General features: G+C 71.1%; 14 protein-coding genes. 4 read left to right on the forward strand and 10 right to left on the reverse strand.

Features of this window, described 5'->3' with window-relative positions:
• Positions 1-37 precede the first annotated feature (37 nt).
• Positions 38-1,513 (reverse strand): non-reducing end alpha-L-arabinofuranosidase family hydrolase, encoded by a 1,476-nt coding sequence (locus RMT89_RS12775; RefSeq protein WP_315883930.1) that lies wholly within the window; start codon positions 1,511-1,513, stop codon positions 38-40.
• An 823-nt stretch (positions 1,514-2,336) separates the two neighbouring features.
• On the opposite strand from RMT89_RS12775, the gene RMT89_RS12780 reads away from it, so the two are divergent.
• Positions 2,337-3,767, forward strand: coding sequence for an endo-1,4-beta-xylanase (locus RMT89_RS12780; protein WP_315883833.1), 1,431 nt, complete (start codon positions 2,337-2,339; stop codon positions 3,765-3,767).
• Between the two features lie 31 nt (positions 3,768-3,798).
• Positions 3,799-5,175, forward strand: coding sequence for an RICIN domain-containing protein (locus tag RMT89_RS12785; protein ID WP_399498041.1), 1,377 nt, complete (start codon positions 3,799-3,801; stop codon positions 5,173-5,175).
• A 64-nt stretch (positions 5,176-5,239) separates the two neighbouring features.
• On the opposite strand, the gene adh is transcribed toward RMT89_RS12785, so the two are convergent.
• The 6 genes from adh to xylB form a co-directional block, all read right to left on the reverse strand.
• A complete protein-coding gene (gene adh / locus RMT89_RS12790) occupies positions 5,240-6,763 on the reverse strand; it encodes an aldehyde dehydrogenase (protein ID WP_315883834.1) in 1,524 nt (507 codons plus the stop codon).
• Between the two features lie 459 nt (positions 6,764-7,222).
• Positions 7,223-8,527: a GAF domain-containing protein gene (locus RMT89_RS12795; protein WP_315883835.1), complete on the reverse strand. Its 1,305-nt coding sequence runs from the start codon at positions 8,525-8,527 to the stop codon at positions 7,223-7,225.
• Between the two features lie 71 nt (positions 8,528-8,598).
• Positions 8,599-9,198 carry an N-acetylmuramoyl-L-alanine amidase gene (locus tag RMT89_RS12800; protein WP_315883836.1) on the reverse strand — a complete coding sequence of 200 codons (600 nt, stop codon included), beginning with the start codon at positions 9,196-9,198 and terminating at the stop codon, positions 8,599-8,601.
• Between the two features lie 24 nt (positions 9,199-9,222).
• Positions 9,223-10,236, reverse strand: coding sequence for an acetamidase/formamidase family protein (locus RMT89_RS12805; RefSeq protein WP_315883837.1), 1,014 nt, complete (start codon positions 10,234-10,236; stop codon positions 9,223-9,225).
• 173 nt (positions 10,237-10,409) lie between these two features.
• Positions 10,410-11,597 carry an ROK family transcriptional regulator gene (locus tag RMT89_RS12810; protein ID WP_315883838.1) on the reverse strand — a complete coding sequence of 396 codons (1,188 nt, stop codon included), beginning with the start codon at positions 11,595-11,597 and terminating at the stop codon, positions 10,410-10,412.
• 33 nt (positions 11,598-11,630) lie between these two features.
• A complete protein-coding gene (gene xylB / locus RMT89_RS12815; RefSeq protein WP_315883839.1) occupies positions 11,631-13,076 on the reverse strand; it encodes a xylulokinase in 1,446 nt (481 codons plus the stop codon).
• A gap of 149 nt (positions 13,077-13,225) precedes the next feature.
• On the opposite strand from xylB, the gene xylA reads away from it, so the two are divergent.
• The gene (xylA, locus tag RMT89_RS12820; RefSeq protein ID WP_315883840.1) at positions 13,226-14,392 is read left to right on the forward strand and encodes a xylose isomerase; all 1,167 of its coding nucleotides are present in this window, start codon (positions 13,226-13,228) and stop codon (positions 14,390-14,392) included.
• A 160-nt stretch (positions 14,393-14,552) separates the two neighbouring features.
• Positions 14,553-14,987 (forward strand): hypothetical protein, encoded by a 435-nt coding sequence (locus tag RMT89_RS12825; protein WP_315883841.1) that lies wholly within the window; start codon positions 14,553-14,555, stop codon positions 14,985-14,987.
• Positions 14,988-15,043: 56 nt separating this feature from the next.
• Here RMT89_RS12825 and RMT89_RS12830 read toward each other — a convergent pair whose 3' ends face one another.
• From RMT89_RS12830 to RMT89_RS12840, 3 genes are all read right to left on the reverse strand, one after another.
• On the reverse strand, positions 15,044-16,384 hold the full coding sequence (locus RMT89_RS12830; RefSeq protein WP_315883842.1) for an esterase-like activity of phytase family protein: 1,341 nt from the start codon (positions 16,382-16,384) through the stop codon (positions 15,044-15,046).
• A 181-nt stretch (positions 16,385-16,565) separates the two neighbouring features.
• Positions 16,566-17,819, reverse strand: coding sequence for an SWF or SNF family helicase (locus tag RMT89_RS12835; protein WP_315883932.1), 1,254 nt, complete (start codon positions 17,817-17,819; stop codon positions 16,566-16,568).
• Positions 17,819-20,668, reverse strand: a complete 2,850-nt coding sequence (locus tag RMT89_RS12840; RefSeq protein ID WP_315883843.1) for an SNF2-related protein — start codon at positions 20,666-20,668, stop codon at positions 17,819-17,821. The genes RMT89_RS12835 and RMT89_RS12840 overlap by 1 nt, the downstream gene beginning before the upstream one ends.
• Positions 20,669-20,714: the final 46 nt, after the last annotated feature.

The raw sequence follows: 20,714 nt of genomic DNA on the forward strand, positions 1-20,714 counted from the left end.
GCCGGCTCCGTACCGGAGCCGGACTCGTGTCACGCCGTCAGCCCTGCCGTGTCAGAAGACCCGGACGGTAGGGCCATTGGCCGTAGTCGCCGCCGGAGTTGGGGTCGCGCCCCTGGTAGAGGAACTGCAGGTTGCAGGGATCGACGGTGAAGGTCTGATCCGCGGTGGTGCGGATCAGTTCGCCATGGCTGATGTCGTTGGTCCAGGTGGCGCCACTGTTGGCCGTGCCGGCGAAGGGGTTGCTCTCGGTCGCGGCCTGGGGTGTCCATGAGCCGTTCAGACTGGTGGCCGTGAACGAGCGGAAGTAGCGGCCCTGCGAGCCGATCGCTTCGACGATCATGAGGTAGCGGTTCTGGCCCTGGAGCTTGTAGACCTGCGGGGCTTCGAACAGGTTGTTCGTCGTGTCGCTCATGATCGTTGTGTACGACGAGCCGAAACTGCCCGGGAAGTTCCCGATGGGCATGCTGGCCCGGTAGATCTTGCCGTTGTCTCCGGCGAAGAACAGGTACATGTTCGTGCCGTCAGCGATGAGCGTCTGGTCGATGGGCCCTGTTCCGGAGTCGGGGAGGCTTCCGGAGAAGAGCACCTGCTGTGCTGACCAGCCATTGGGGTTGGTGGGGTCGCTCGACGTCCGGTAGGAGAAGGCGCTCCCACCACCCCACTGGTAGGCGAGCACCCAGATGTTCTTCGGCGCGAAGTAGAAGAGCGTGGGCGCGACGGTGGAATTCGACATCGTGTTCTGGCTGGCCGAGGCCATCTCCGGCCAGTTGGAGAACAGGCCGAAGTTCATCGAACCCCAGCCCGATCCCGCTCCCGCGCCGTGCGTCGTCGCATAGACGAGATGCTTGCCGTTGTAGGGGGCGACGGTGAAGTCCTTGAGCGAGGCCCACCCAGCCTTGGGCTGCGCCAGCGCGCCCGTTGATGTCCAGCGGTATGTCGACGGAAGATCGCACGGGCCGGTATTGCCGCCGCCGACCTTGACGAGCTGCCACTGCTGGTTGGCGCCGCCCCAGTCGTCGTACTGGACGATGTTCGCGTTGTCGGCGGTGGAGCCGCCCTGTACTTCGAGGGCCTTGTTGCTGGAGCGCGCGATGAGCCTCACGTACCCGTCCGAGCTGTCGGCCAGTCGCCACTGCTGGTTGGTGCCGTTCAGGTCGGCCCACTGGACGATGGAGCCGCCGTTGGCGGTGGAGAAGTTTTGGACGTCCAGCACCTTGCCGGAGTGGCGGGACTTGATGCGGTAGTAACCGCCGCCCGAGTCGACGAACTGCCACTGCTGCTGGGTCTGATCGTTCCTGGTCCATTGGGTGATGCGCGCGCCGTCGTTGGTCGCCCGGTTGTAGACGTCCAGGGCCTTACCGCTGTTGCGGTTGACCAGCACGTACGAGGCGTTGGGGTCCACGGTCGCCGCGTCGGCGGGCTGGGCACCGAGGAAGGTGGCCACGAACAACAAGGGCACCAGGACGGCGAGTAAGCGTCTTGGACGGACCAGGGAAGGGTGGTGAAACCACATCACAGGGCACTCCTTTGGGGGCGGGGGTGCGGTGACCCGATGAACCGCGGAGCGGACTGCCGGGAGCAGAGGGAATCGCGAAACGTTTCGAAGAATTCCCGGAAGCTTCGACGCCACAAGCTAGGAATGTGGGGCCCTTTGGTCAAGGCCTGTCGCCGATCTGTCCACAAACAGTGCCTGCCCTTTCGGCTTGACAGGCCGTCCCGCCGACCGTGTGCCGGCGCCCTATGGCATCCGGCGAATGTGGCGCCGGGGACTCGTCCTCCGGCGCCGAGATCATGGAAAGTTTCGGGCGAGGATCGGAAACTTCTGCTGCGGGAGTATTGACGAGCCATCGTCAATACCCCAATCATCCCTGTCTGAGAACCCGGCCGACGTTCGGGATATCGAACCGCGCGTTGGCCCTGGGTATTCCGTGCTGCACCGCGGATCCCCGCACAGCAGCACAACAGATCCGCACGCCAAAGCACCTGCGCCACCCCATTTCGTTCCGGTGAGGTTCGCACCAGCGCATCCTGGCTCTTCGCGCAGTCGGAGAGGTACGCGACGCCGCGTGGCGGTCCCCCGGCCGAGCCGCGATGGAGTGCCCCCATGCCTGTGTCGAAACAGCGCCGCCGCCTGCCGTACGTCACCCGATGGCCGACCGGGTGCCGTCCGTGCGGGTTGAGATCGTCCCGGTCCCACGACCGCGGCGTCCGGTGATTCCACGCTGCCCGGATGCCGGACCGCCCCGCCCCGTCCGCGTCCGCCTGCCGAGTGGGAGCGGACGACGCATTCCCCTGCGCTTCAGTCCTTCCGTGATTGCTACCTTGGAGGCACAGCCATGGGCTCGTATGCCCTTCCCAGACTCGTTGTCCGCCGGAAGCTCCGCGGCCTGCTGTTGACGCTGGTCGTCGGCGTCCTCGGTGCGGTCGCCGCACTGGTCGCGCCGCCGCCCGCACACGCCGCCGAGAACACGCTCGGCGCCGCGGCGGCGCAGAGCGGCCGCTACTTCGGCACCGCCATCGCCTCGGGCAGGCTGGGCGACTCGGCGTACACGTCGATCGCGAGCCGTGAGTTCAACTCGGTGACGGCCGAGAACGAGATGAAGATCGACGCCACCGAACCGCAGCGGGGCCAGTTCAACTTCACCGCCGCTGACCGGGTCTACAACTGGGCGGTGCAGAACGGCAAGCAGGTGCGCGGCCACACCCTGGCCTGGCACTCCCAGCAGCCCGCCTGGATGCAGAGCCTCAGCGGCAGCACGCTGCGCCAGGCGATGATCGACCACATCAAAGGCGTGATGACCCACTACAAGGGCAAGATCGCCCAGTGGGACGTCGTGAACGAGGCCTTCGCCGACGGCACTTCGGGAGCCCGGCGCGACTCCAACCTGCAGCGCACCGGCAATGACTGGATCGAGGTCGCCTTCCGCACCGCCCGCGCCGCCGACCCGGCCGCCAAGCTCTGCTACAACGACTACAACGTCGAGAACTGGACGTGGGCCAAGACCCAGGCCATGTACAACATGGTCCGCGACTTCAAACAGCGCGGCGTCCCGATCGACTGCGTCGGCTTCCAAGGCCACTTCAACAACGACAGCCCGTACAACAGCAACTTCCGCACCACCCTGCAGAACTTCGCCGCCCTCGGCGTCGACGTGGCCATCACCGAACTCGACATCCAGGGCGCCCCCGCCACGACCTACGCCAACGTGGTCAACGACTGCCTGGCCGTCCCGCGCTGCCTCGGCATCACCGTCTGGGGTGTGCGCGACAGCGACTCCTGGCGACCGCAGCACACGCCGCTGCTGTTCAACTCCGACGGCAGCAAGAAGCCCGCCTACACCGCTGTCCTCAACGCACTCAACGGCGGCTCCACCACGCCCCCTTCGGGTTCCGGACAGATCAAGGGCGCCGGTTCGGGCCGCTGCCTTGACGTGCCCGGCAGCAGTACCACCGACGGCACCCAGCTCAACCTGTGGGACTGCCACAACGGCACCAACCAGCAGTGGACGTACACCGCCGCCGGCGAGCTCAGGGTCTACGGCAACAAGTGCCTGGACGCCGCCGGCACCGGCAACGGCACCAAAGTCCAGATCTACAGCTGCTGGGGCGGCGACAACCAGAAATGGCGCCTCAACTCCGACGGATCCATCGTCGGCGTCCAGTCCGGCCTCTGCCTCGACGCCGTCGGAGCCGGCACCGCCAACGGCACCCTGATCCAGCTCTACTCCTGCTCGAACGGCAGCAACCAACGCTGGACCCGCACCTGAGGGGACCTGCCACCGACGAAAGGGTGCATCGATGAAGACCTACGGTGCGGCTTCCCCCGCCCCTCCACGAAAACGCCGCTGGTGGTCCCGGGTTGCCGCCGTGGTGGCGACGGCCCTCGCGATCGGCATGCTCTCCGCGGTGAATCCCGCGCCCGCCGAGGCGGCGACGGTGGACACCAATGCCTGGTACGTCCTGGTCAATCGCAACAGCGGCAAGGCGCTGGACGTCTCCGGCGCGTCCACCGCCGACGGCGCGCGGGTCAGCCAGTGGACGCGCAACGACGGAGCCAACCAGCAGTGGCAGTTCGTGGACTCCGGCGGCGGCTTCTACCGCCTCAAGGCCCGGCATTCGGGCAAGGTTCTCGACGTGGCCGGCGCCTCGACCGCGGACGGTGCCGCGATCAAGCAGTGGGCCGACCACAACGGGGCCAACCAGCAGTTCCGCCTGGCCGACTCCGACGCGGGCCACGTCCGCCTGATCAACCGCACCAGCAGCAAGGCGGTGGAGGTGCAGGGCGCTTCCACCGCCGACGGCGGCAACGTCGTCCAGTACTCCGACTGGGGCGGCGCCAACCAGCAATGGCAGATGATCAAACTGTCGTCCGGTGGCGGTGGCGGTGGCGGATGCGGCAGCGCCCCGACTCTGGCGAGCGGCACGCACACGATTCAGAGCGGCGGCAAGAGCCGCAGCTTCATCCTCAGGGTTCCCGCCAACTACGACAACAGCCGCCCCTACCGACTGATCTTCGCGTTCCACTGGCGGGGCGGAACCGCCGGCGACGTCGCCTCGGGCGGCACGAGCGGCAACGCCTGGTCCTACTACGGCCAACAGGAACAGTCGAACAACAGCGCCATCCTCGTCGCCCCCCAGGGCCTCGGCAACGGCTGGGCCAATTCGGGCGGTGAGGACATCACCTTCGTCGACGACATGATCCGGCGCATCGAGGGCGGCCTCTGTGTCAACCCGGCACAGCGCTTCGCCACGGGATTCAGCTGGGGCGGCGGGATGAGCTACGCACTCGCATGCAGCCGGGCGAACGTCTTCAGGGCCGTCGCGGTCATCTCCGGCGCGCAGATCAGCGGGTGCAGCGGCGGCACCCAGCCCATCGCCTACTTCGGAATCCACGGCATCAGCGACAACGTCCTCGACATCGCGCAAGGACGGTCCCTGCGCGACAAGTTCGTCGCCACCAACGGCTGCACTGCCCAGAGCCCGCGCGAGCCCGCACCGGGCAGCCGAACACACATCACCACCACCTACTCGGGCTGCCGTGCCGGATACCCGGTCCAATGGGCCGCGTTCGACGGAGGCCACATACCCGGTCCGGTCGACGGCTCCCCCAACGAAAGCGGCGTCGCCACCTGGACCAAGGCAGAGATCTGGAGGTTCTTCGCACAGTTCCAGTGACCTACCCGCACCACAGAGTGGAGCCAGGACGATCCTGGCTCCACTCCTTCGACGTCTTCACGCTCTAGAAGAACCCAAGTTTCTTCGGGCTGTATGAAACAAGAAGGTTCTTCGTCTGCTGGTAGTGGTCCAGCATCATCTTGTGCGTCTCGCGTCCGATGCCCGAGCCCTTGTAGCCGCCGAACGCCGCGTGGGCCGGGTAGGCGTGGTAGCAGTTCGTCCAGACGCGGCCCGCCTGGATCGCGCGGCCCGCGCGATACGCGGTGTTGGTGTCGCGGGTCCACACGCCGGCGCCGAGGCCGTACAAGGTGTCGTTGGCGATCTTGATGGCGTCGTCGAAGTCGTCGAAGGACGTCACCGAGACCACCGGCCCGAAGATCTCCTCCTGGAAGATCCGCATCCGGTTGTCGCCCTCGAAGATCGTCGGCTGGACGTAGTAGCCGCCCTTGAGTTCGCCGTCGTGCTCGATGCGCACACCGCCGGTGAGGATCCGGGCGCCCTCCTGCCGGCCGATGTCGAGGTAGGAGAGGATCTTCTCCAGCTGGTCGTTGGAGGCCTGGGCGCCGATCATGGTGTCCGTGTCCAGCGGATGACCGGTCTTGATCAACTCGGTGCGGGTGACCGCCGCTTCCATGAACTCGCCGTAGTGGCCCCGCTGCACGAGCGCCCGCGAGGGACAGGTGCACACCTCGCCCTGGTTGAGCGCGAACATCGTGAAGCCTTCGAGCGCCTTGTCGCGGAAGTCGTCGTCGGCCCGCCAGACGTCCTCGAAGAAGATGTTCGGGGACTTGCCGCCGAGTTCGAGGGTGACGGGGGTGATGTTCTCCGAGGCGTACTGCATGATCAGCCGGCCGGTGGTGGTCTCACCGGTGAACGCCACCTTCGCCACGCGCGGGCTGGACGCCAGCGGCTTGCCCGCCTCCACGCCGAAGCCGTTCACCACATTGACGACGCCCGGCGGCAGCAGATCGGCGATCAGGCTCAGCCAGTAGTGGATGGAGGCCGGGGTCTGCTCGGCCGGCTTGAGCACGACTGCGTTGCCCGCCGCCAGCGCCGGGGCGAGCTTCCAGGTCGCCATCAGGATCGGGAAGTTCCACGGGATGATCTGCGCGACGACCCCGAGCGGCTCGTGGAAGTGGTACGCCACCGTGTCGTCGTCGATCTCGCCGAGCGAGCCCTCCTGGGCGCGGATCGCCCCCGCGAAGTAACGGAAGTGGTCGATGGCGAGCGGGATGTCGGCCGCGAGCGTCTCGCGCACCGGCTTGCCGTTCTCCCAGCTCTCGGCGACCGCGAGTTGCTCCAGGTTCGCCTCCATCCGGTCGGCGATCTTCAGCAGGATGTCGGAGCGCTCGGTCACCGACGTACGGCCCCAGGCCGGGGCTGCCGCGTGCGCCGCGTCCAGGGCACGCTCCACGTCCTCCGCCGTGCCGCGCGCGATCTCGGTGAACGGCTGCCCGTTCACCGGGGACGGGTTCTCGAAGTACTGCCCCCGGAGCGGCGGAACGTACTCCCCGCCGATGAAGTGGTCGTAGCGTGCCTGGTAGGAGACGATCGCGCCCTCGGTCCCGGGTGCCGCGTAACGGGTCATGCCGGCCTGCCTCCCTGCAACAACGCTGCCCGCCGTTGGACAGCTCTCGGCGCGAGGCTAGGGAGCGGGAGGTTGCAAGGACGTTGCGCGGGCCCGGGCCCGCGGCGCCTTGCGGTCAGCGGGGGCACGGGGTCGGTGGCGCGGGCGGCTCTGGCTGTTCGGGGCGGCTTCGGGTCAGCGGGGGTACGCGGTGGGCTCTGGCTGTTCGGGGCGGTTTCTGGTCAGCGGGGGCACGGGGACCGGTGGCCAGGTCAGCTCCGACTGGTCGGGACGGCTTCCGGTTGCGGGGGCGCGGGGTCCGGTGGTGCAGTGGGCTTTGGCTGTTCGGGACGACTTCTGGTCAGCGGGGGCACGCGGTCGGTGGCGCGGGCGGCCCTGACTGCTCGGGACGGCTTCCGCTCAGCCCGGCCACGCGGTCCGGTGGCCAGGTCAGCTCTCACTGTTCGGGGCGCCGTCCGGTCAGCGTGGCCCCCGGCCCGGCGGCCCCGTCAGCTCCGATTCCAGCGCGGCGAGACGGGAGTGGACCGTGGCCGTCGGGCGCACCGCGGCCAGCGCCCGCCACACGTCGAGGTCGTCCTCGCCCCAGGGCGCATGCGCCCAGTCCGCCAGCAGATCGGGGTCCCGGCGCGCGATCAACGCCGCACGCAGTCCGTCGGCGAGCCGCCTCCTGACCCGCACGACCGCCGGCGCCTGAGAGGCGGGCAGCAGCGGACCGGTGTACGCGGTCGCCGCCGCGCTGACCGCCCCCGCCGCCAGCCGCCGCTCGACCACGGCGACGTCCGACTCGACCGGCACGGTGAGCCGGTACGGCCGCGAGGCCAGCAGCCCAGGGCCGAGCATCCGCCGCAGCCGGGCCAGTTCGGCACGCAACGTCACCGGCGTCACCGACTCGTCCTCGTACAGCGCGCAGAGCAGCTCGTCGCCGGTCAGCCCCTCCGGGTGGCGGGCGAGCAGCACGAGGATCTCGCTGTGCCGACGGCTGAGCCTGACCTTGCGGCCACCGGTCAGCAGCTGGGCCTCGTCCCGTCCCAGCGCGGACAGCTCGTGGGTGTCCGCGGCCGGACCCGCCGGGGCGAGCAGGGCCAGATGGGACTCGGCCGCCCGCGCGACCGCCTGGACGAAGCCCAGGCTGTGCGGATGCGCGAGGCCGTCCCCGCCCGTGATGTCCACGGCCCCGAGCACTCGCCCGGTACGCGGGTCGTGCACCGGCGCCGCGGCACACGTCCAGGGCTGCACCCGCCGGATGAAGTGCTCGGCCGCGAACACCTGCACCGGCCGGTCCACGGCCACCGCCGTGCCCGGTGCGTTCGTCCCGACCGCTGTCTCCGACCACCTCGCACCGGGCACGAAGTTCATCCGGCCCGCCTGCCGACGGGTGGACGCATGCCCCTCGACCCACAGCAGCCTGCCGTGCGCGTCGCACACCGCGAGCAGATGCTCGCCGTCCGCCGCGAACGAGCCCATCAACTCACGGAACAGCGGCATCACCCGGGCCAGCGGATGCTCCGCGCGGTAGGCGCCCAGGTCACCTTCCGTGAGTTCCACGCTCGCTGTGCCGTCCGGCCCGACACCCGCTCTCGCGGAACGCCGCCACGAGTCGGCCACCACGGAGCGCACCGGCTTCGGCACGGTGCCCGCCGCGGTGAACGTCTCATGCGCGCGGAGCAGCATCCGCGCATGCTCGGCAGGGTCGGCCCCCGGCTCCAGGGCCACCCACGGATCGGACAACTCGGCCTCCCCGGACGGCGATGCGGCTGGTGACATCGTCACTCCGGGTACGCGCGCGGACAACCTTTTCGACTGCCGTCACCCGAACGACTGGCCGGATGTCTCGATCAGGCGGCCTTGACGAGCCCGATGTAGCGCGCCCAGTCCCAGTGGGGTCCCGGGTCGGTGTGGTCGGTGCCCGGCACCTCGTGGTGGCCGATGATGTGCCTCCTGTCTCTCGGGACGCCGTGTCTGGCGCAGATCGCCGCGGTCAGCGCGGCCGACCGCTCGTACAGGGCATCGGTGAAGTAGGCGGGCCGGTCCACCCAGCCCTCGTGTTCGATGCCGATGCTGCGGGTGTTGTAGTCCCAGTTCCCGGCGTGCCACGCGATGTCCGACTCCCGGACGCACTGCGCCACATGCCCGTCGGCGGAGCGGACGACGTAGTGCGCGGACACCTTCTTCCTCGGGTTCCGGAAGACGGCCAGGGTGCCGGAGTAATCGGTCTGGGTGACATGGACGATGACCAGGTCGACGCGGTACTCCAGGGGTCTGCGGGCAGCGGTGAAGTTGGCGGTGTTCGCCTGCTGCCACTCGGCGGTCGGGTGGTCGGGTGCCTGGACCTGCGCGTCGGCCCGCGGGCCGGGGAGCAGGCCGTACGGCACGGCGGCGAGGGCGGCGCCCTTGATCAGGAGGCGTCTGCTGGTCGGTGGTTGTGCCCGTTCCATACGGGGTGGTGCCTCTCTGTCGGGTCAGGGCAGGAGCGTCGACGCGGTCTCGCGCAGGCGGGCGTGGACTCCGCGGTGCGTCTCGCGCCGGGGCAGCCACTCCTTGCGGAGCTTGGCCACGCAGGTGTAGTTGGTGTCGCACACATTGGCCAACGGCGACTCGACGGCCTGAGTTGCGAACTGGTACGCGTCCAACTCGCTGAAGCCGTAGTCGCGCACCAGCCACTGCACCAGGTCGAGCTGGGATATCCGGAACGCGTCCTCCAACGGTCGCGCCGATCCGGTCGAGATGATGTGTGTGTCCGACTCGATGCGTGGCCAGGGTGTGGCGAGCCCCTTGAGCAGCTCGACGATCACCACGGTGTTCATCGCGCACTCGACGGCGACACCGCAGGTCTCGCCCTCGCCCTGACGGGCATGTCCGTCGCCCAGGCTGAGCAGCGCGCCCTCGACGTTCACCCCGAGATAGCAGGTGACGCCGGCCCGCATCTCGGGTGTGTCCATGTTCCCGCCGTGCGCGTCCGGCACCAGCGCCGAGCGGACCTCCAGATTGGCGGGGGCCACCCCCACGGTGCCGTGCATCGGATCGATCGGCAGCTCGGCCTCGAAGTCGCTGTCGTGCGCGCGGAACAGGGCTGTCCGCCGGGTTCTGTCGAGCTGCCAGATCCAGACGGTCTCCGGGAGCGGCGGCTGGAGCGTGGCCGTGGTGTGGGTGGAGGTGAGGGCGCCGAACAGCGGGACGGTGGTGGACGCGGCCCAGTCACGGGCGGGTTCGATCGAGACGAAGTGCACGGCGACGGTGTCCCCGGGCTCCGCGCCCTCGATGTGGAACGGGCCGGTCTGTGGATTGAGGTAGGGGAACTCGCAGACCTCGGACACCAAGTCCTTCTCGGACCGCACCCGTCCGCCGAAGCAGTCCTCCGTGAACAGGTCCAGCACCGTGCCCGGCGCGATGCGCGCCACGGGCGGCACGCCGCCGAACGTCCAGGCGTACTCGCCGGGTTCGGGTCGGACGGTCAGGATCCGGGGGTCGCTCATCGCCGCACAGCTCCGTTCTGCCACAGGTCACAGGGGAGGAGGGGCCGGGAGCGCCCTCGCGTGAATCACGGTACGGCGCACAGGGGCTGGGCCGAAGGGGGCGCTGAGTTTCCGTGGACGGCGATCGGACTGTGGAGAACTCCCTCACTCGATCGAGTGAAGTGGGCCTGGTTTCAGGTCCGTTCGCCCACCGCTGCCGGGTCGTCGAGCACTCCCCGCACCACCCAATGGGCGGCCCCCAGCAGCGGCCCCTCGGGCCCGAGTCGCGACACGGACACCGGACAGGCGGCGCCCGCGGTACGCCCGTCCAGCTCGGCCTCCAGCGCAGGCAGCAGCCAGGGCGCGAGCCCGGCCAGCGCACCGCCGAGCACCACGCTCTCGGGGTCCAGCAGATTGACCGCCCCGGTCAGCGCGACACCGAGCGCCTCGCCGGCGTCGTGCAGAGCACCCCGTACGTCCTCGTCCCCCTCGGCCGCCCGCCCCGCGAGCAGCCCGACACGGTCCTCGCCCGGTGCCAGGCCGGCCGCCCGCAGCACCGCCTCCTCACCGGCGTACTGCTCCAGACAGCCGCGCCCCCCACACGGGCACGGCGGCCCCTCCGGGCGGACCGGGACATGTCCCAGCTCGCCCGCGAATCCACGGGTTCCGCGCAGCAGTTGCCCGTCCACGACCACGGCCGCACCGATGCCGATCTCCGCGGACACATGCAGGAAGTCCCGCGGGGTCCCCTCACCGAGCCAGAGTTCGGCGAGGGCGCCGAAGTTGGCCTCGTTGTCCACGGTCAGCGCGAACTCCTCGGGCAGCAGCGCTCCGAGATCGACGTCGTGCCATTCGAGGTTCGGTGCGCGGACGACCGTACGGCCGTCGCGTGCCACCAGACCGGGCACCGCCACGGCGAGTCCGGCGGGCCACAGCCCCTCGCGCTCCGCCTCCGCCACGACGGCCCGCACCAACTCGGTCAGTTCCCGGATCACCGGCTCGGCGGAGCGCCCCCGGTTCGCTCCGTGCCGCACGGCCCTGGCCCGCACCGCGCCGCGCAGATCGACAGCGCACACCGCGAGGTGGTCGACTCCGATCTCCGCGCCGACGCCGGCCGGGCCGTGGGCGCTGACCGCGAGTGCCGAACCGGGTCGCCCCACCCGGCCCGGCCGCTCCGGGCCGAGCTCCTCGATCAGGCCCGAACGGATCAGCTCGTCCACGAGGGTCGAGACCGCCGCACGCGTCAGACCGATCCGCGAGGCGACGGCGGCACGGGACAGGGGTCCCTCCGCGCTGACGGTGTGCATCACCCGGGACAGATTGCGGCGGCGCATGCCCTGCTGGGTGTCGGGCAGCGCCCGTCCGGGAAGCGGTGCGGTCATGCCTCCGTCAGTCCTCGATCGGTGTGTGTGCGGTCACTGGGCCTGCGTCCCCCGCTCCAGCAGCGGGGCCGCGTCGGAGAGTACCCCGGCGATCCGCGCCAGGGTCGCCTCGTCCCGCTCCACCGCGTCCAGCACCGGGCCCGCGGCCGTGTTCCAGCGCCGGGCGACCGCGGCCGGGTCCTCGCCGGTCAGCAGGCCTGCCGCCTGGGCCGCGGCGCCCAGCGCCACCAGTTCCTTGGCCTCGGGCACCTGCACGGGACGGCCCGACAGCCGGCGTACGGTCTGCTGCCAGGCCGTGCCGCGGGCGCCGCCGCCGATCAGGAGCAGCGGAGCCGAGCGGTCCGCGTCGGCGTCGAGAACCAGGTCCAGCGCGCCGAGCAGGGAGTGGACGGCGCCGTCGTAGGCGGCCTGGAGGAGCTGGCCGGCAGTCGTGTCGTGGCGCAGTCCGAGCAGCAGACCCGAGGCGTTCGGCAGGTTGGGGGTGCGCTCGCCGTCCAGGTAGGGCAGGAGCGTGACGTCGGCCGCCGGTTCCACCGCCTCGCGGTCCAGGCCCAGCAGCGCGGCCACGCGGTCGACGGCCAGTGTGCAGTTCAGGGTGCAGGCCAGCGGCAGCCAGTCGCCGTGCGCGTCGGCGAAGCCCGCGACGGTTCCGGTGGGGTCCGCGGGGCGGTGCCTGGAGACGGCGTACACGGTGCCGGACGTGCCGAGGCTGAGCACCGGGGTGCCGGGCCGCAGGCCGAGGCCGAGCGCGGCGGCGGCGTTGTCGCCGGTGCCGGGGGCGACCAGGGTGCCCTTGGAGAACGGCAGGTCGTGGTGGGTGCGCACGGTGCCCGCCACCTCGCCGGGCCGGACCACGCGGGGGAGCAGCGCGGGGTCGAGGCCCACATGCGCCAGGGTCTCCTCGTCGTACGACTCCGTCCCGGACGCCCACCAGCCCGTTCCGGAGGCATCGCCGCGGTCGGTCGTGCTCTGCCCCGTGAGGCGCTCGGTGAGGTAGTCGTGCGGCAGCCGTACCGCCTTGGTCGCACGGACGGCCTCGGGCTCGTGCTCGGCCAGCCAGGCCCATTTCGTCACCGTGAAGGACGCGCCGGGCACGCTTCCGGTGCGCTCGGCCCAGGCCTTCGGGCCGCCCAGTTCCTCGATGAGACGGCGGGCCTGCGGCGCCGAGCGGACGTCGTTCCACAGCATCGCCGGGCGGACCGGTTCTCCCCGCTCGTCCAGGGTGACCAGGCCGTGCTGCTGGCCGCCGATCGACACCGCGGCAGCCTCGTGAGCCGCCTCGCCGCACCGCCGCAGAGCCTCGCACAGGGCGTCCCACCACTGGCGGGGGTCGGACTCGCGGCCCGCTCCCGAGGACACGGTGTGCGGGGCCTGGCCGCTCGCGACGACCTGCCCGGTGGCCGCGTCGACGACGAGGGCCTTGGTGGACTGGGTGGACGTGTCCACGCCGACGACGAGCGGTCCTTCGGCTGCTGACATCGGGCTCTCCTCTTGTGCGGCTGTGCGGCTCGTGTCCTTACCCGGGGACAACTGTTCTCTTCCCAGAGATGCCTCGGCATACTAATTTGTAAATCGCCATGACGAAATAGTCGGCAGCAAGCAACTCGCAGCAGGCAAGGAGCCGCGGCATGAACTACCAGCCCACCCCCGAGGACAGGTTCACCTTCGGCCTGTGGACCGTCGGCTGGCAGGGAAGGGACCCCTTCGGCGACGCCACCCGCCGCGCCCTCGACCCGGTCGAGACGGTGCAGCGCCTGGCGGAACTCGGTGCCCATGGGGTCACCTTCCACGACGACGACCTGATCCCCTTCGGATCCTCGGACACCGAGCGCGAGGCGCACATCAAGCGCTTCCGGCAGGCTCTCGACGCGACCGGCATGACCGTGCCGATGGCCACCACCAACCTCTTCACGCACCCCGTCTTCAAGGACGGCGCGTTCACCGCCAACGACCGCGATGTGCGCCGTTACGCCCTGCGCAAGACGATCCGCAACATCGACCTGGCGGTCGAGCTGGGCGCCAGGACCTACGTCGCCTGGGGCGGGCGCGAGGGCGCCGAGTCCGGTGCCGCGAAGGATGTGCGCGTCGCGCTGGACCGTATGAAGGAGGCCTTCGACCTGCTCGGCGAGTACGTGACCGACCAGGGCTACGACCTGCGCTTCGCCATCGAGCCCAAGCCGAACGAGCCGCGCGGCGACATCCTGCTGCCCACCGTCGGCCACGCGCTGGCGTTCATCGAGCGCCTGGAGCGGCCCGAGCTGTACGGCGTCAACCCCGAGGTCGGCCACGAGCAGATGGCCGGACTGAACGTCCCGCACGGCATCGCACAGGCCCTGTGGGCGGGCAAGCTCTTCCACGTCGACCTCAACGGCCAGTCCGGCATCAAGTACGACCAGGACCTGCGCTTCGGCGCCGGCGACCTGCGCGCCGCCTTCTGGCTCGTCGACCTGCTGGAGAGCGCCGGCTACGCCGGACCGCGCCACTTCGACTTCAAGCCGCCGCGGACCGAGGACCTGGACGGTGTGTGGGCGTCTGCCGCGGGCTGCATGCGCAACTACCTGATCCTCAAGGAGCGTGCGGCCGCCTTCCGCGCGGACCCGGAGGTCCAGGAGGCGCTGCGGGCCTCGCGTCTGGACGAGCTGGCGCAGCCCACCGCGGCGGACGGTCTGCAGTCCCTGCTCGCCGACCGCGCCGCGTTCGAGGACTTCGACCCCGAGGCGGCCGCCGCGCGCGGGATGGCCTTCGAGCGGCTCGACCAGCTGGCGATGGACCACCTGCTGGGGGCGCGGGGCTGAAGGAGCACGCGCGTGGGGCGCTTCCGTTCGGTGGCGTCCCGCGCGCGGCTGACGTCATGCCGTGCTGAATGCACCGGAATCGTGCCGTCCACGGCATGGGCTGGTAGCAACTTCCGCGACTCTCTCGCGCGATCACCGCCGGCAGGTGACTCTGAGCGGTATGGCCATCCCGCCCGTACCGCCCCAGCCGCCCGGTCCGCCGGGTGACACGCCGCCCCCGGGCGGCGGTTTCGGACCGCCCACCGACGGCTTCGGACCGCCCTCGTACGACGGACCGCCATCCGGCGGAGGGCCGAGAAGGCGCCGCGGCCCTCTGCTCGCCCTGCTCGCGGTGATCGTGGCGGGCGTGGCCGTCGCCCTGGTGGTGCTGTTGGCCTCGGGGAGCGACGACTCGACGGAGGAGAAGCCGCCCGCCGGGAGCAGCGAGAGCCCGTCGCCGAGGCCGTCGTTCGGTATTCCCACCGAGCTTCCCAGCAGACTGCCGAGCGAACTGCCCTCGGGTTTCCCCAGTGAGCTGCCCAGCGAGTTCCCCAGCGACCTTCCCAGTGAGATCGAGTCGCTGCTGCCGGATCTCGACGAGGTCGACCTGCCGTAGGGCGAAGGCCGCGTGCGCGGCGGAGGGGAACCGCCACGCACGCGTGCAGGTCGCTGTCAGATGCCGCGCGGCAGGCGGACGTACGTCACCGTCGTCTCGATGCCGCTGTCGACCAGCCGGCCCTGCGCGTCGAACGCGCCCGTCCCGTCCGTCATGCCGAAGTCGTTGTCGTTGATCAGGGCAAGGGTGTCGCGGTCCACGCGCGCGACGCCCTCGATCTTGCCGGGCACCCCGGCGACCGTCCCGAGATCGACGACCAGCTTCTTGGGGAGGACGGGCACGCCGGCGGTGGCCGGGTCGTCGAGCTCCTCCAGCGACGGGGACGTCGTGTCGTCGTCCCAGGGGCCGCCGAGAATGTTCGCGTCCTTGTCCAGACGCACCAGGTGCAGCCGGGCGGCCTTGTCGGTGCGCTCCTCCACCAGCAGCCGGTTGCCGCCGACGGCGACCACCGAGGAGATCTTGAGCTCGGAGGTGTCGTCCTCGCTCGGGTCCACCACGGTCACCGGGTCGAAGCGGTACGCGTACTCGGCGGTGACCGCCTTCTTCTTCGGCGAGAAACGCAGCAGACGGGTCGTGCGCGAGGCCTCACCGGCGTCCGCGTCGGGCAGCGAGAGCGGGCTCTGCACGGCCATGACCAGGTCACCGCCGGGAAGTTGGGCGAGCCCCTCGAACCCGCGGTTGGTCTTGCGGTGCAGCAGGACGGCGGGCAGCGCCTCGACCACCGGGTAGTCGGCGCCGGTGAGGTTCAGACCCTCGGGCACGTAGCGCGTGAGCACCTTCCCGCGCGCGGAGACATGCACGAGCGAGGGCCCGTATTCGTCGACGAGCCAGAAACTCCCGTCCTTGGCCCGAACGATGCCCTCGGTGTCCAGACCGTTGGGGTTGTGCGACAGCGGCGTGCTCGCGTTGTACGAGTACGGCGCCTCGTCGCGGCCCTCCTGGTTGGACAGCCCGGTGACGGGCTTGCCGGAGGAGGTCGTCAGCGGGATCGCGTCGACGACCCGCACCGAGTCGCCCGAGACGCGGATCTTGACGATCGCCGGGTCGAAGCCGGGCACCGGGAAGGTGCGGCGCTTGGTGCCGTCCACCTTGATCTGGCCATTGGGCCCGCGGTCGGTGACGGTCCAGAACTCGCCCTTGCGGCCCGTCGGGTAGATGTCGCTGCCGATGCCACCGAGGTCGACACCCCGGTCGTCGGCGACCGTGCCGGGCAGCAGGGCGTTGCTGAACGCCGCGAGGGGTATGTCGCCGAGCGTGGCGGTGCCGATGACCCGGGCTTCCTCGGACGGCGTGCCCGCGGCCGGAGTCGTCGCCGCCAGGACGGCCATGACGGCGAGGGGTACGCCCACTGCGACGGAACGGTGGACGCGGCGCCGACTGGTGGCGTGCGGGGACATCGGGCCTCCTGAGGACCAAATTCGGTGACAGCGGCCAGATTTGGGCCCCGCACGGAACACCGCGCGGCCAAGGGATGAACGCGAGACGCCGGCCGCTCGTCGAGCCGACGCCCCGGACACCACGATCCCCAGGCGAACTTCACCGAGGGCACACCAGATGGGAGCTGCCCTCGGCCCTGGGCTACCCCTCGGGCGCGGGCTCCGCCGAGGCCAGTGCCGTGGCCGGGTCCTGGGAGGGTCCGCCGGCCGGCACCCAGCGGCCCCGCTCCTTCCGGTACGGCCACCAGCGGCCGTCCCGTCCCAGCCGCACCTGGCCCGGGGTGCCGACGGCCGTCCACCGGTTGCCCTTCGCCCGCAGCGACGGCCGCTCGTCCTCGTCCCAGGCCGACTCCAGCGCCGCACGCGCGCGTACGAGCGTTTCGGCCTCCACGGCCCACTCGTCCTCCAGCACGGACAGTGCGGCCGCCGCGCCGAGCTCCCAGGCCTGCACCGCCAGGGCCAACTGCTCCCGGCTGCGCCCCGAACCGTCGGCGAGGCGCTCCAGCACCGCCGGCGGGGGAGCGCCGGCGGCGAGCCGGACCGCGTCCTCGGCAAGGGGCAGGCCGGAGTGATCCGGCACCCCGCGCAGCGCGTCGGCGAGCAACCGGTGCGCCTCCGCCGCGGTGCGGGCGGCGAGATACTCCAGGGCGTGGGGGTCGGGACCGGACGGGGGAGGCGTCTCGGTGTCGAGGGACGGCGGCACACCCGGCTCCTCGGGGAGCTCGGGGAGGTCCGGCAGCGGCGGCAGGATGTCCCCGGCCGCGAACGCCTCCGCGGCGTCCACGCCTTCCGGTTCGGGCGGGGCGTCGGTGGGCGCCGCGCTGCGGGCCTGGAGGTCGTCCAGCACGGCGCGTTCGCCCCGTCCGCGCATCAGGAGCAGCACGAACGGATCCTGGTCCAGCAGCCGCGCCACCTGGTAGCACAGGGCCGCCGTGTGCCCGCAGTGGTCCCATGCCCCGCAGTCGCACTCCGGCTCCAGGTCGCCCATGCCCGGCAGCAGGTCGACGCCGGTGGCCGCCGCGTCCTCGACCAGGTGCGGCGGCATGTCACGGTCCAGCAGCGCGGCGACATGCCCGGCTCGCTCGACGGTCATGTCCAGGAACCGGTCCCACTGTTCGTCGGACAGCTCCTCCAGCAGGACGTCCGCGCGGTGCTGTGTCCGGTCGCGGTCCCGGACGACGGCCGTGATGCGCCCCGGGCGTACTGACACCGCCCCCACGCTTCCCGCGCGGGCGAGCCTGCGGCCCGTCTTGAGCTGTTGGGAGTCCAGCGCCGTGTCCTCCAGCGCCTTCAGCCAGGCCCGGCCCCACCAGGTCTGCGCGAAGCCTTTGCCGCTCGCGGGCGGCAGCGCCGGGAACGTGCGCTCCACGTCCTCGTCACCGTCGTAGCGATTCATCATGCGCCCCCTCGCAGCTCCACCAGATCGGCCAGCTCCGCGTCCGTCAGCTCCGTGAGCGCCGCCTCACCGGAGCCCAGCACGGCATCGGCCAGTTCCTTCTTGCGGCTCAGCATGTCCGCGATACGGTCCTCGATCGTCCCCTCGGCGATCAGCCGGTGCACCTGCACGGGCCGGGTCTGGCCGATGCGGTACGCACGGTCGGTGGCCTGCGCCTCCACCGCGGGGTTCCACCAGCGGTCGTAGTGCACGACGTGCTCGGCCTTCGTGAGGTTCAGGCCCGTGCCCGCCGCCTTCAACGACAGCAGGAAGACCGGGACTTCACCCTCCTGGAACCGGCGCACCTGCTCCTCGCGCTCGTTGATCGGCGTCCCGCCGTGCAGGAACTGGGAGTGCACACCACGGTCCGCCAGATGCCGTTCGATGAGGCGCCCCATGCGCACGTACTGGGTGAAGACCAGCACGCCCGCCCCCTCGGAGAGGATGGTGTCGAGAAGCTCGTCCAGGAGCTCCAGCTTCCCGGAGCGCCCGGCGATCCGCGGCCGCTCCTCCTTGAGGTACTGCGCCGGGTGGTTGCAGATCTGCTTCAGGCCCGTCAGCAGCTTCACGATCAGCCCGCGCCGCGCCATGCTGTCGGCCGCGGCGATCTCCGCGAGCGTCTCGCGCACCACCGTCTCGTACAGGGCCGCCTGCTCCTTGGAGAGGGACACCGCGCGGTCGGTCTCCGTCTTCGGCGGCAGTTCCGGTGCGATCCCGGGGTCCGACTTGCGGCGGCGCAGCAGGAACGGGCGGACCAGCCGCGCGAGCCGCTCGGCGGCGGCCGGATCCTGACCGCCCTCGACGGACTGCGCGTAGCGGGTGCGGAACGTGCCCAGGCGGCCGAGCAGTCCCGGCGTCGTCCAGTCGAGGATCGCCCACAGTTCCGACAGGTTGTTCTCCACCGGGGTGCCGGTGAGCGCCACACGCGCGCGTGCGCCGATGGAGCGCAGCTCCCGCGCGGTCGCCGAATAGGGGTTCTTCACATGCTGGGCCTCGTCGGCCACGACCATGCCCCACGGCACCGCGGCGAGCCGGCGCGCGTCCAGGCGCATCGTGCCGTACGTGGTGAGCACGAACTCCCCGTCGGCGAGGGCGTCGAGGTCGCGCCGGGCGCCGTGAAAGCGGCGCACAGGCGTTCCGGGGGCGAACTTCTCGATCTCGCGCTGCCAGTTGCCCATCAGCGAGGTCGGGCAGACCACCAGCGTGGGACCGGCCGACGAGTCGTCCGTCTGCCGGTGCAGATGCAGCGCGATCAGCGTGATCGTCTTGCCGAGTCCCATGTCGTCGGCCAGACAGCAGCCCAGGCCCAAGGAGGTCAAGCGGGCCAGCCAGTTCAGGCCCCGCCGCTGGTAGTCGCGCAGGGTGGCCGAGAGCGCGGCGGGCTGCGGGACCGGCTCCTGTCCCTCGGGTTCGGTGAGCCGCTCCCGCAGGACCGCCAGCCATCCGGTGGGCTGCACCTCGACCCTGCGGCCGTCGATCTCGGTCGAGCCCGTCAGAGCGGCGCTGAGGGCGTCGACGGGCGTCACCTTGCGGTCCTGCAGCCCGCGAGCCCGGCTCACCTCCTCGGGATCGACCAGGACCCACTGGTCACGCAACCGCACAAGCGGCCGGTTGGCCTCGGCCAGGCGGTCCAGATCCTCACGGGTGAGCCGCTGGTCGCCCAGCGCGAACCGCCAGTTGAAGGCGAGCAGGGCGTCGGCGGACAGGAACGACGGCGTGTCGGAGGACAGTTCGGCGGGTGCCGTCTCGTCCTCGGGCGGGCCGACCACCGCGCGGGCGGTGAGTTCGTGGGCCAGCTCCTTGGGCCAGTGCACGTCTACACCCGCTCCGGTCAGGGCCCGGGCGCCGTGCGGGAGCAGGTCGGTGATCTCCTCGTCGGCCAGGTCGACGGAGTCCGGTACCGCGGCCGAGAGCAGGGGAGCGAGGGGCGGCCACGCGCGTGCCGCGCGGCGCAGCGCCAGCAGGGCGTCCATCCGTGCGCGGGAGCCGAAGGCGGAGGCTCCCGCCCACACGTGAGCCGCGTCCACGACGAGCGCCGGATCGCTCACACTGTGCACCTGGAGCACGGCACGGAACGCGGGCGCCGCCTCTTCCTCGGTCACCGTGGCCAGGCCCGGAACCTCGACGCGCAGCGAGAGCCGGACTCCGGCGTCGTGGCCCGCGGCGACATCGGCGGCCCACGCGCGGTGCTCGGGCAGGTACTGCGGCTCCGGCGCGGCGAAGGCGGGTCCGCCGGTCACGAGGGAGGCCGCGGAGGTGCGGGGCAGGGTGTCCGCGACGGCGTCCAGGAAGGCGCGCAGCAGCAGTTCGGGGTCGGGCAGTCGCAGGGGGCCGGTGGTCTTCAGCGGCACGGCGTGCGCCTCGGGCGGCATCGCCGCGGCGAGCCGCCGGACGTGCTCAATGTCCGCGGTGCTCAGCGGGCCGGTGCGCCAGGCGTCGTGGCCGGCGGGCGACAGCCCGGGCAACAGCAGCCCGCGGGCCGCGAACCGCAGCGCCAGCACAGCCGCCGCGCCCCAGAACGCGGACCCGCGATGCGCGTGCGCGGAAGTCCGCGCGCGGACCAGGACGGGCAGGGCGGCGCGCAGGGGCAGCAGCACGGCGGGGACGCTGGTGAGCTCGACGTCGTCTCCGCCGGGCGCCGCGATGGTCAGCTCCTCGGCCGATCCCGCCTCGGCGAGGGGCGGGGCATCACCGTCGGGGCGCCAGAAGGCCACCCTGCCGGTGCGTGCCGGATCGCCGGGCACGAACACGGCGCTGCAGTGGGCCAGTTCGAAGATCTCGGAGGGTGTTGCCGGGGGAACCTTCTGCACAGGGATGGCTAATTCCTCAAATTTGACTACCGGGCCGAGTCGCCGA

Origin of the sequence: Streptomyces sp. P17, assembly GCF_032436805.1 — a bacterium.
GTDB lineage: Bacteria > Actinomycetota > Actinomycetes > Streptomycetales > Streptomycetaceae > Streptomyces.

Bases quoted from the DNA above. Each gene is read 5' to 3' on its own strand.
- RMT89_RS12795 (WP_315883835.1), bottom strand. From the start codon at position 8,527: ATGTCACCAGCCGCATCGCCGTCCGGGGAGGCCGAGTTGTCCGATCCG.
- RMT89_RS12830 (WP_315883842.1), bottom strand. From the start codon at position 16,384: ATGTCCCCGCACGCCACCAGTCGGCGCCGCGTCCACCGTTCCGTCGCA.
- xylB (WP_315883839.1), bottom strand. From the start codon at position 13,076: ATGTCAGCAGCCGAAGGACCGCTCGTCGTCGGCGTGGACACGTCCACC.
- RMT89_RS12805 (WP_315883837.1), bottom strand. From the start codon at position 10,236: ATGAGCGACCCCCGGATCCTGACCGTCCGACCCGAACCCGGCGAGTAC.
- RMT89_RS12825 (WP_315883841.1), top strand. From the start codon at position 14,553: ATGGCCATCCCGCCCGTACCGCCCCAGCCGCCCGGTCCGCCGGGTGAC.
- xylA (WP_315883840.1), top strand. From the start codon at position 13,226: ATGAACTACCAGCCCACCCCCGAGGACAGGTTCACCTTCGGCCTGTGG.
- RMT89_RS12810 (WP_315883838.1), bottom strand. From the start codon at position 11,597: ATGACCGCACCGCTTCCCGGACGGGCGCTGCCCGACACCCAGCAGGGC.
- adh (WP_315883834.1), bottom strand. From the start codon at position 6,763: ATGACCCGTTACGCGGCACCCGGGACCGAGGGCGCGATCGTCTCCTAC.
- RMT89_RS12800 (WP_315883836.1), bottom strand. From the start codon at position 9,198: ATGGAACGGGCACAACCACCGACCAGCAGACGCCTCCTGATCAAGGGC.
- RMT89_RS12835 (WP_315883932.1), bottom strand. From the start codon at position 17,819: ATGAATCGCTACGACGGTGACGAGGACGTGGAGCGCACGTTCCCGGCG.
- RMT89_RS12785 (WP_399498041.1), top strand. From the start codon at position 3,799: ATGAAGACCTACGGTGCGGCTTCCCCCGCCCCTCCACGAAAACGCCGC.
- RMT89_RS12780 (WP_315883833.1), top strand. From the start codon at position 2,337: ATGGGCTCGTATGCCCTTCCCAGACTCGTTGTCCGCCGGAAGCTCCGC.
- RMT89_RS12775 (WP_315883930.1), bottom strand. From the start codon at position 1,513: ATGTGGTTTCACCACCCTTCCCTGGTCCGTCCAAGACGCTTACTCGCC.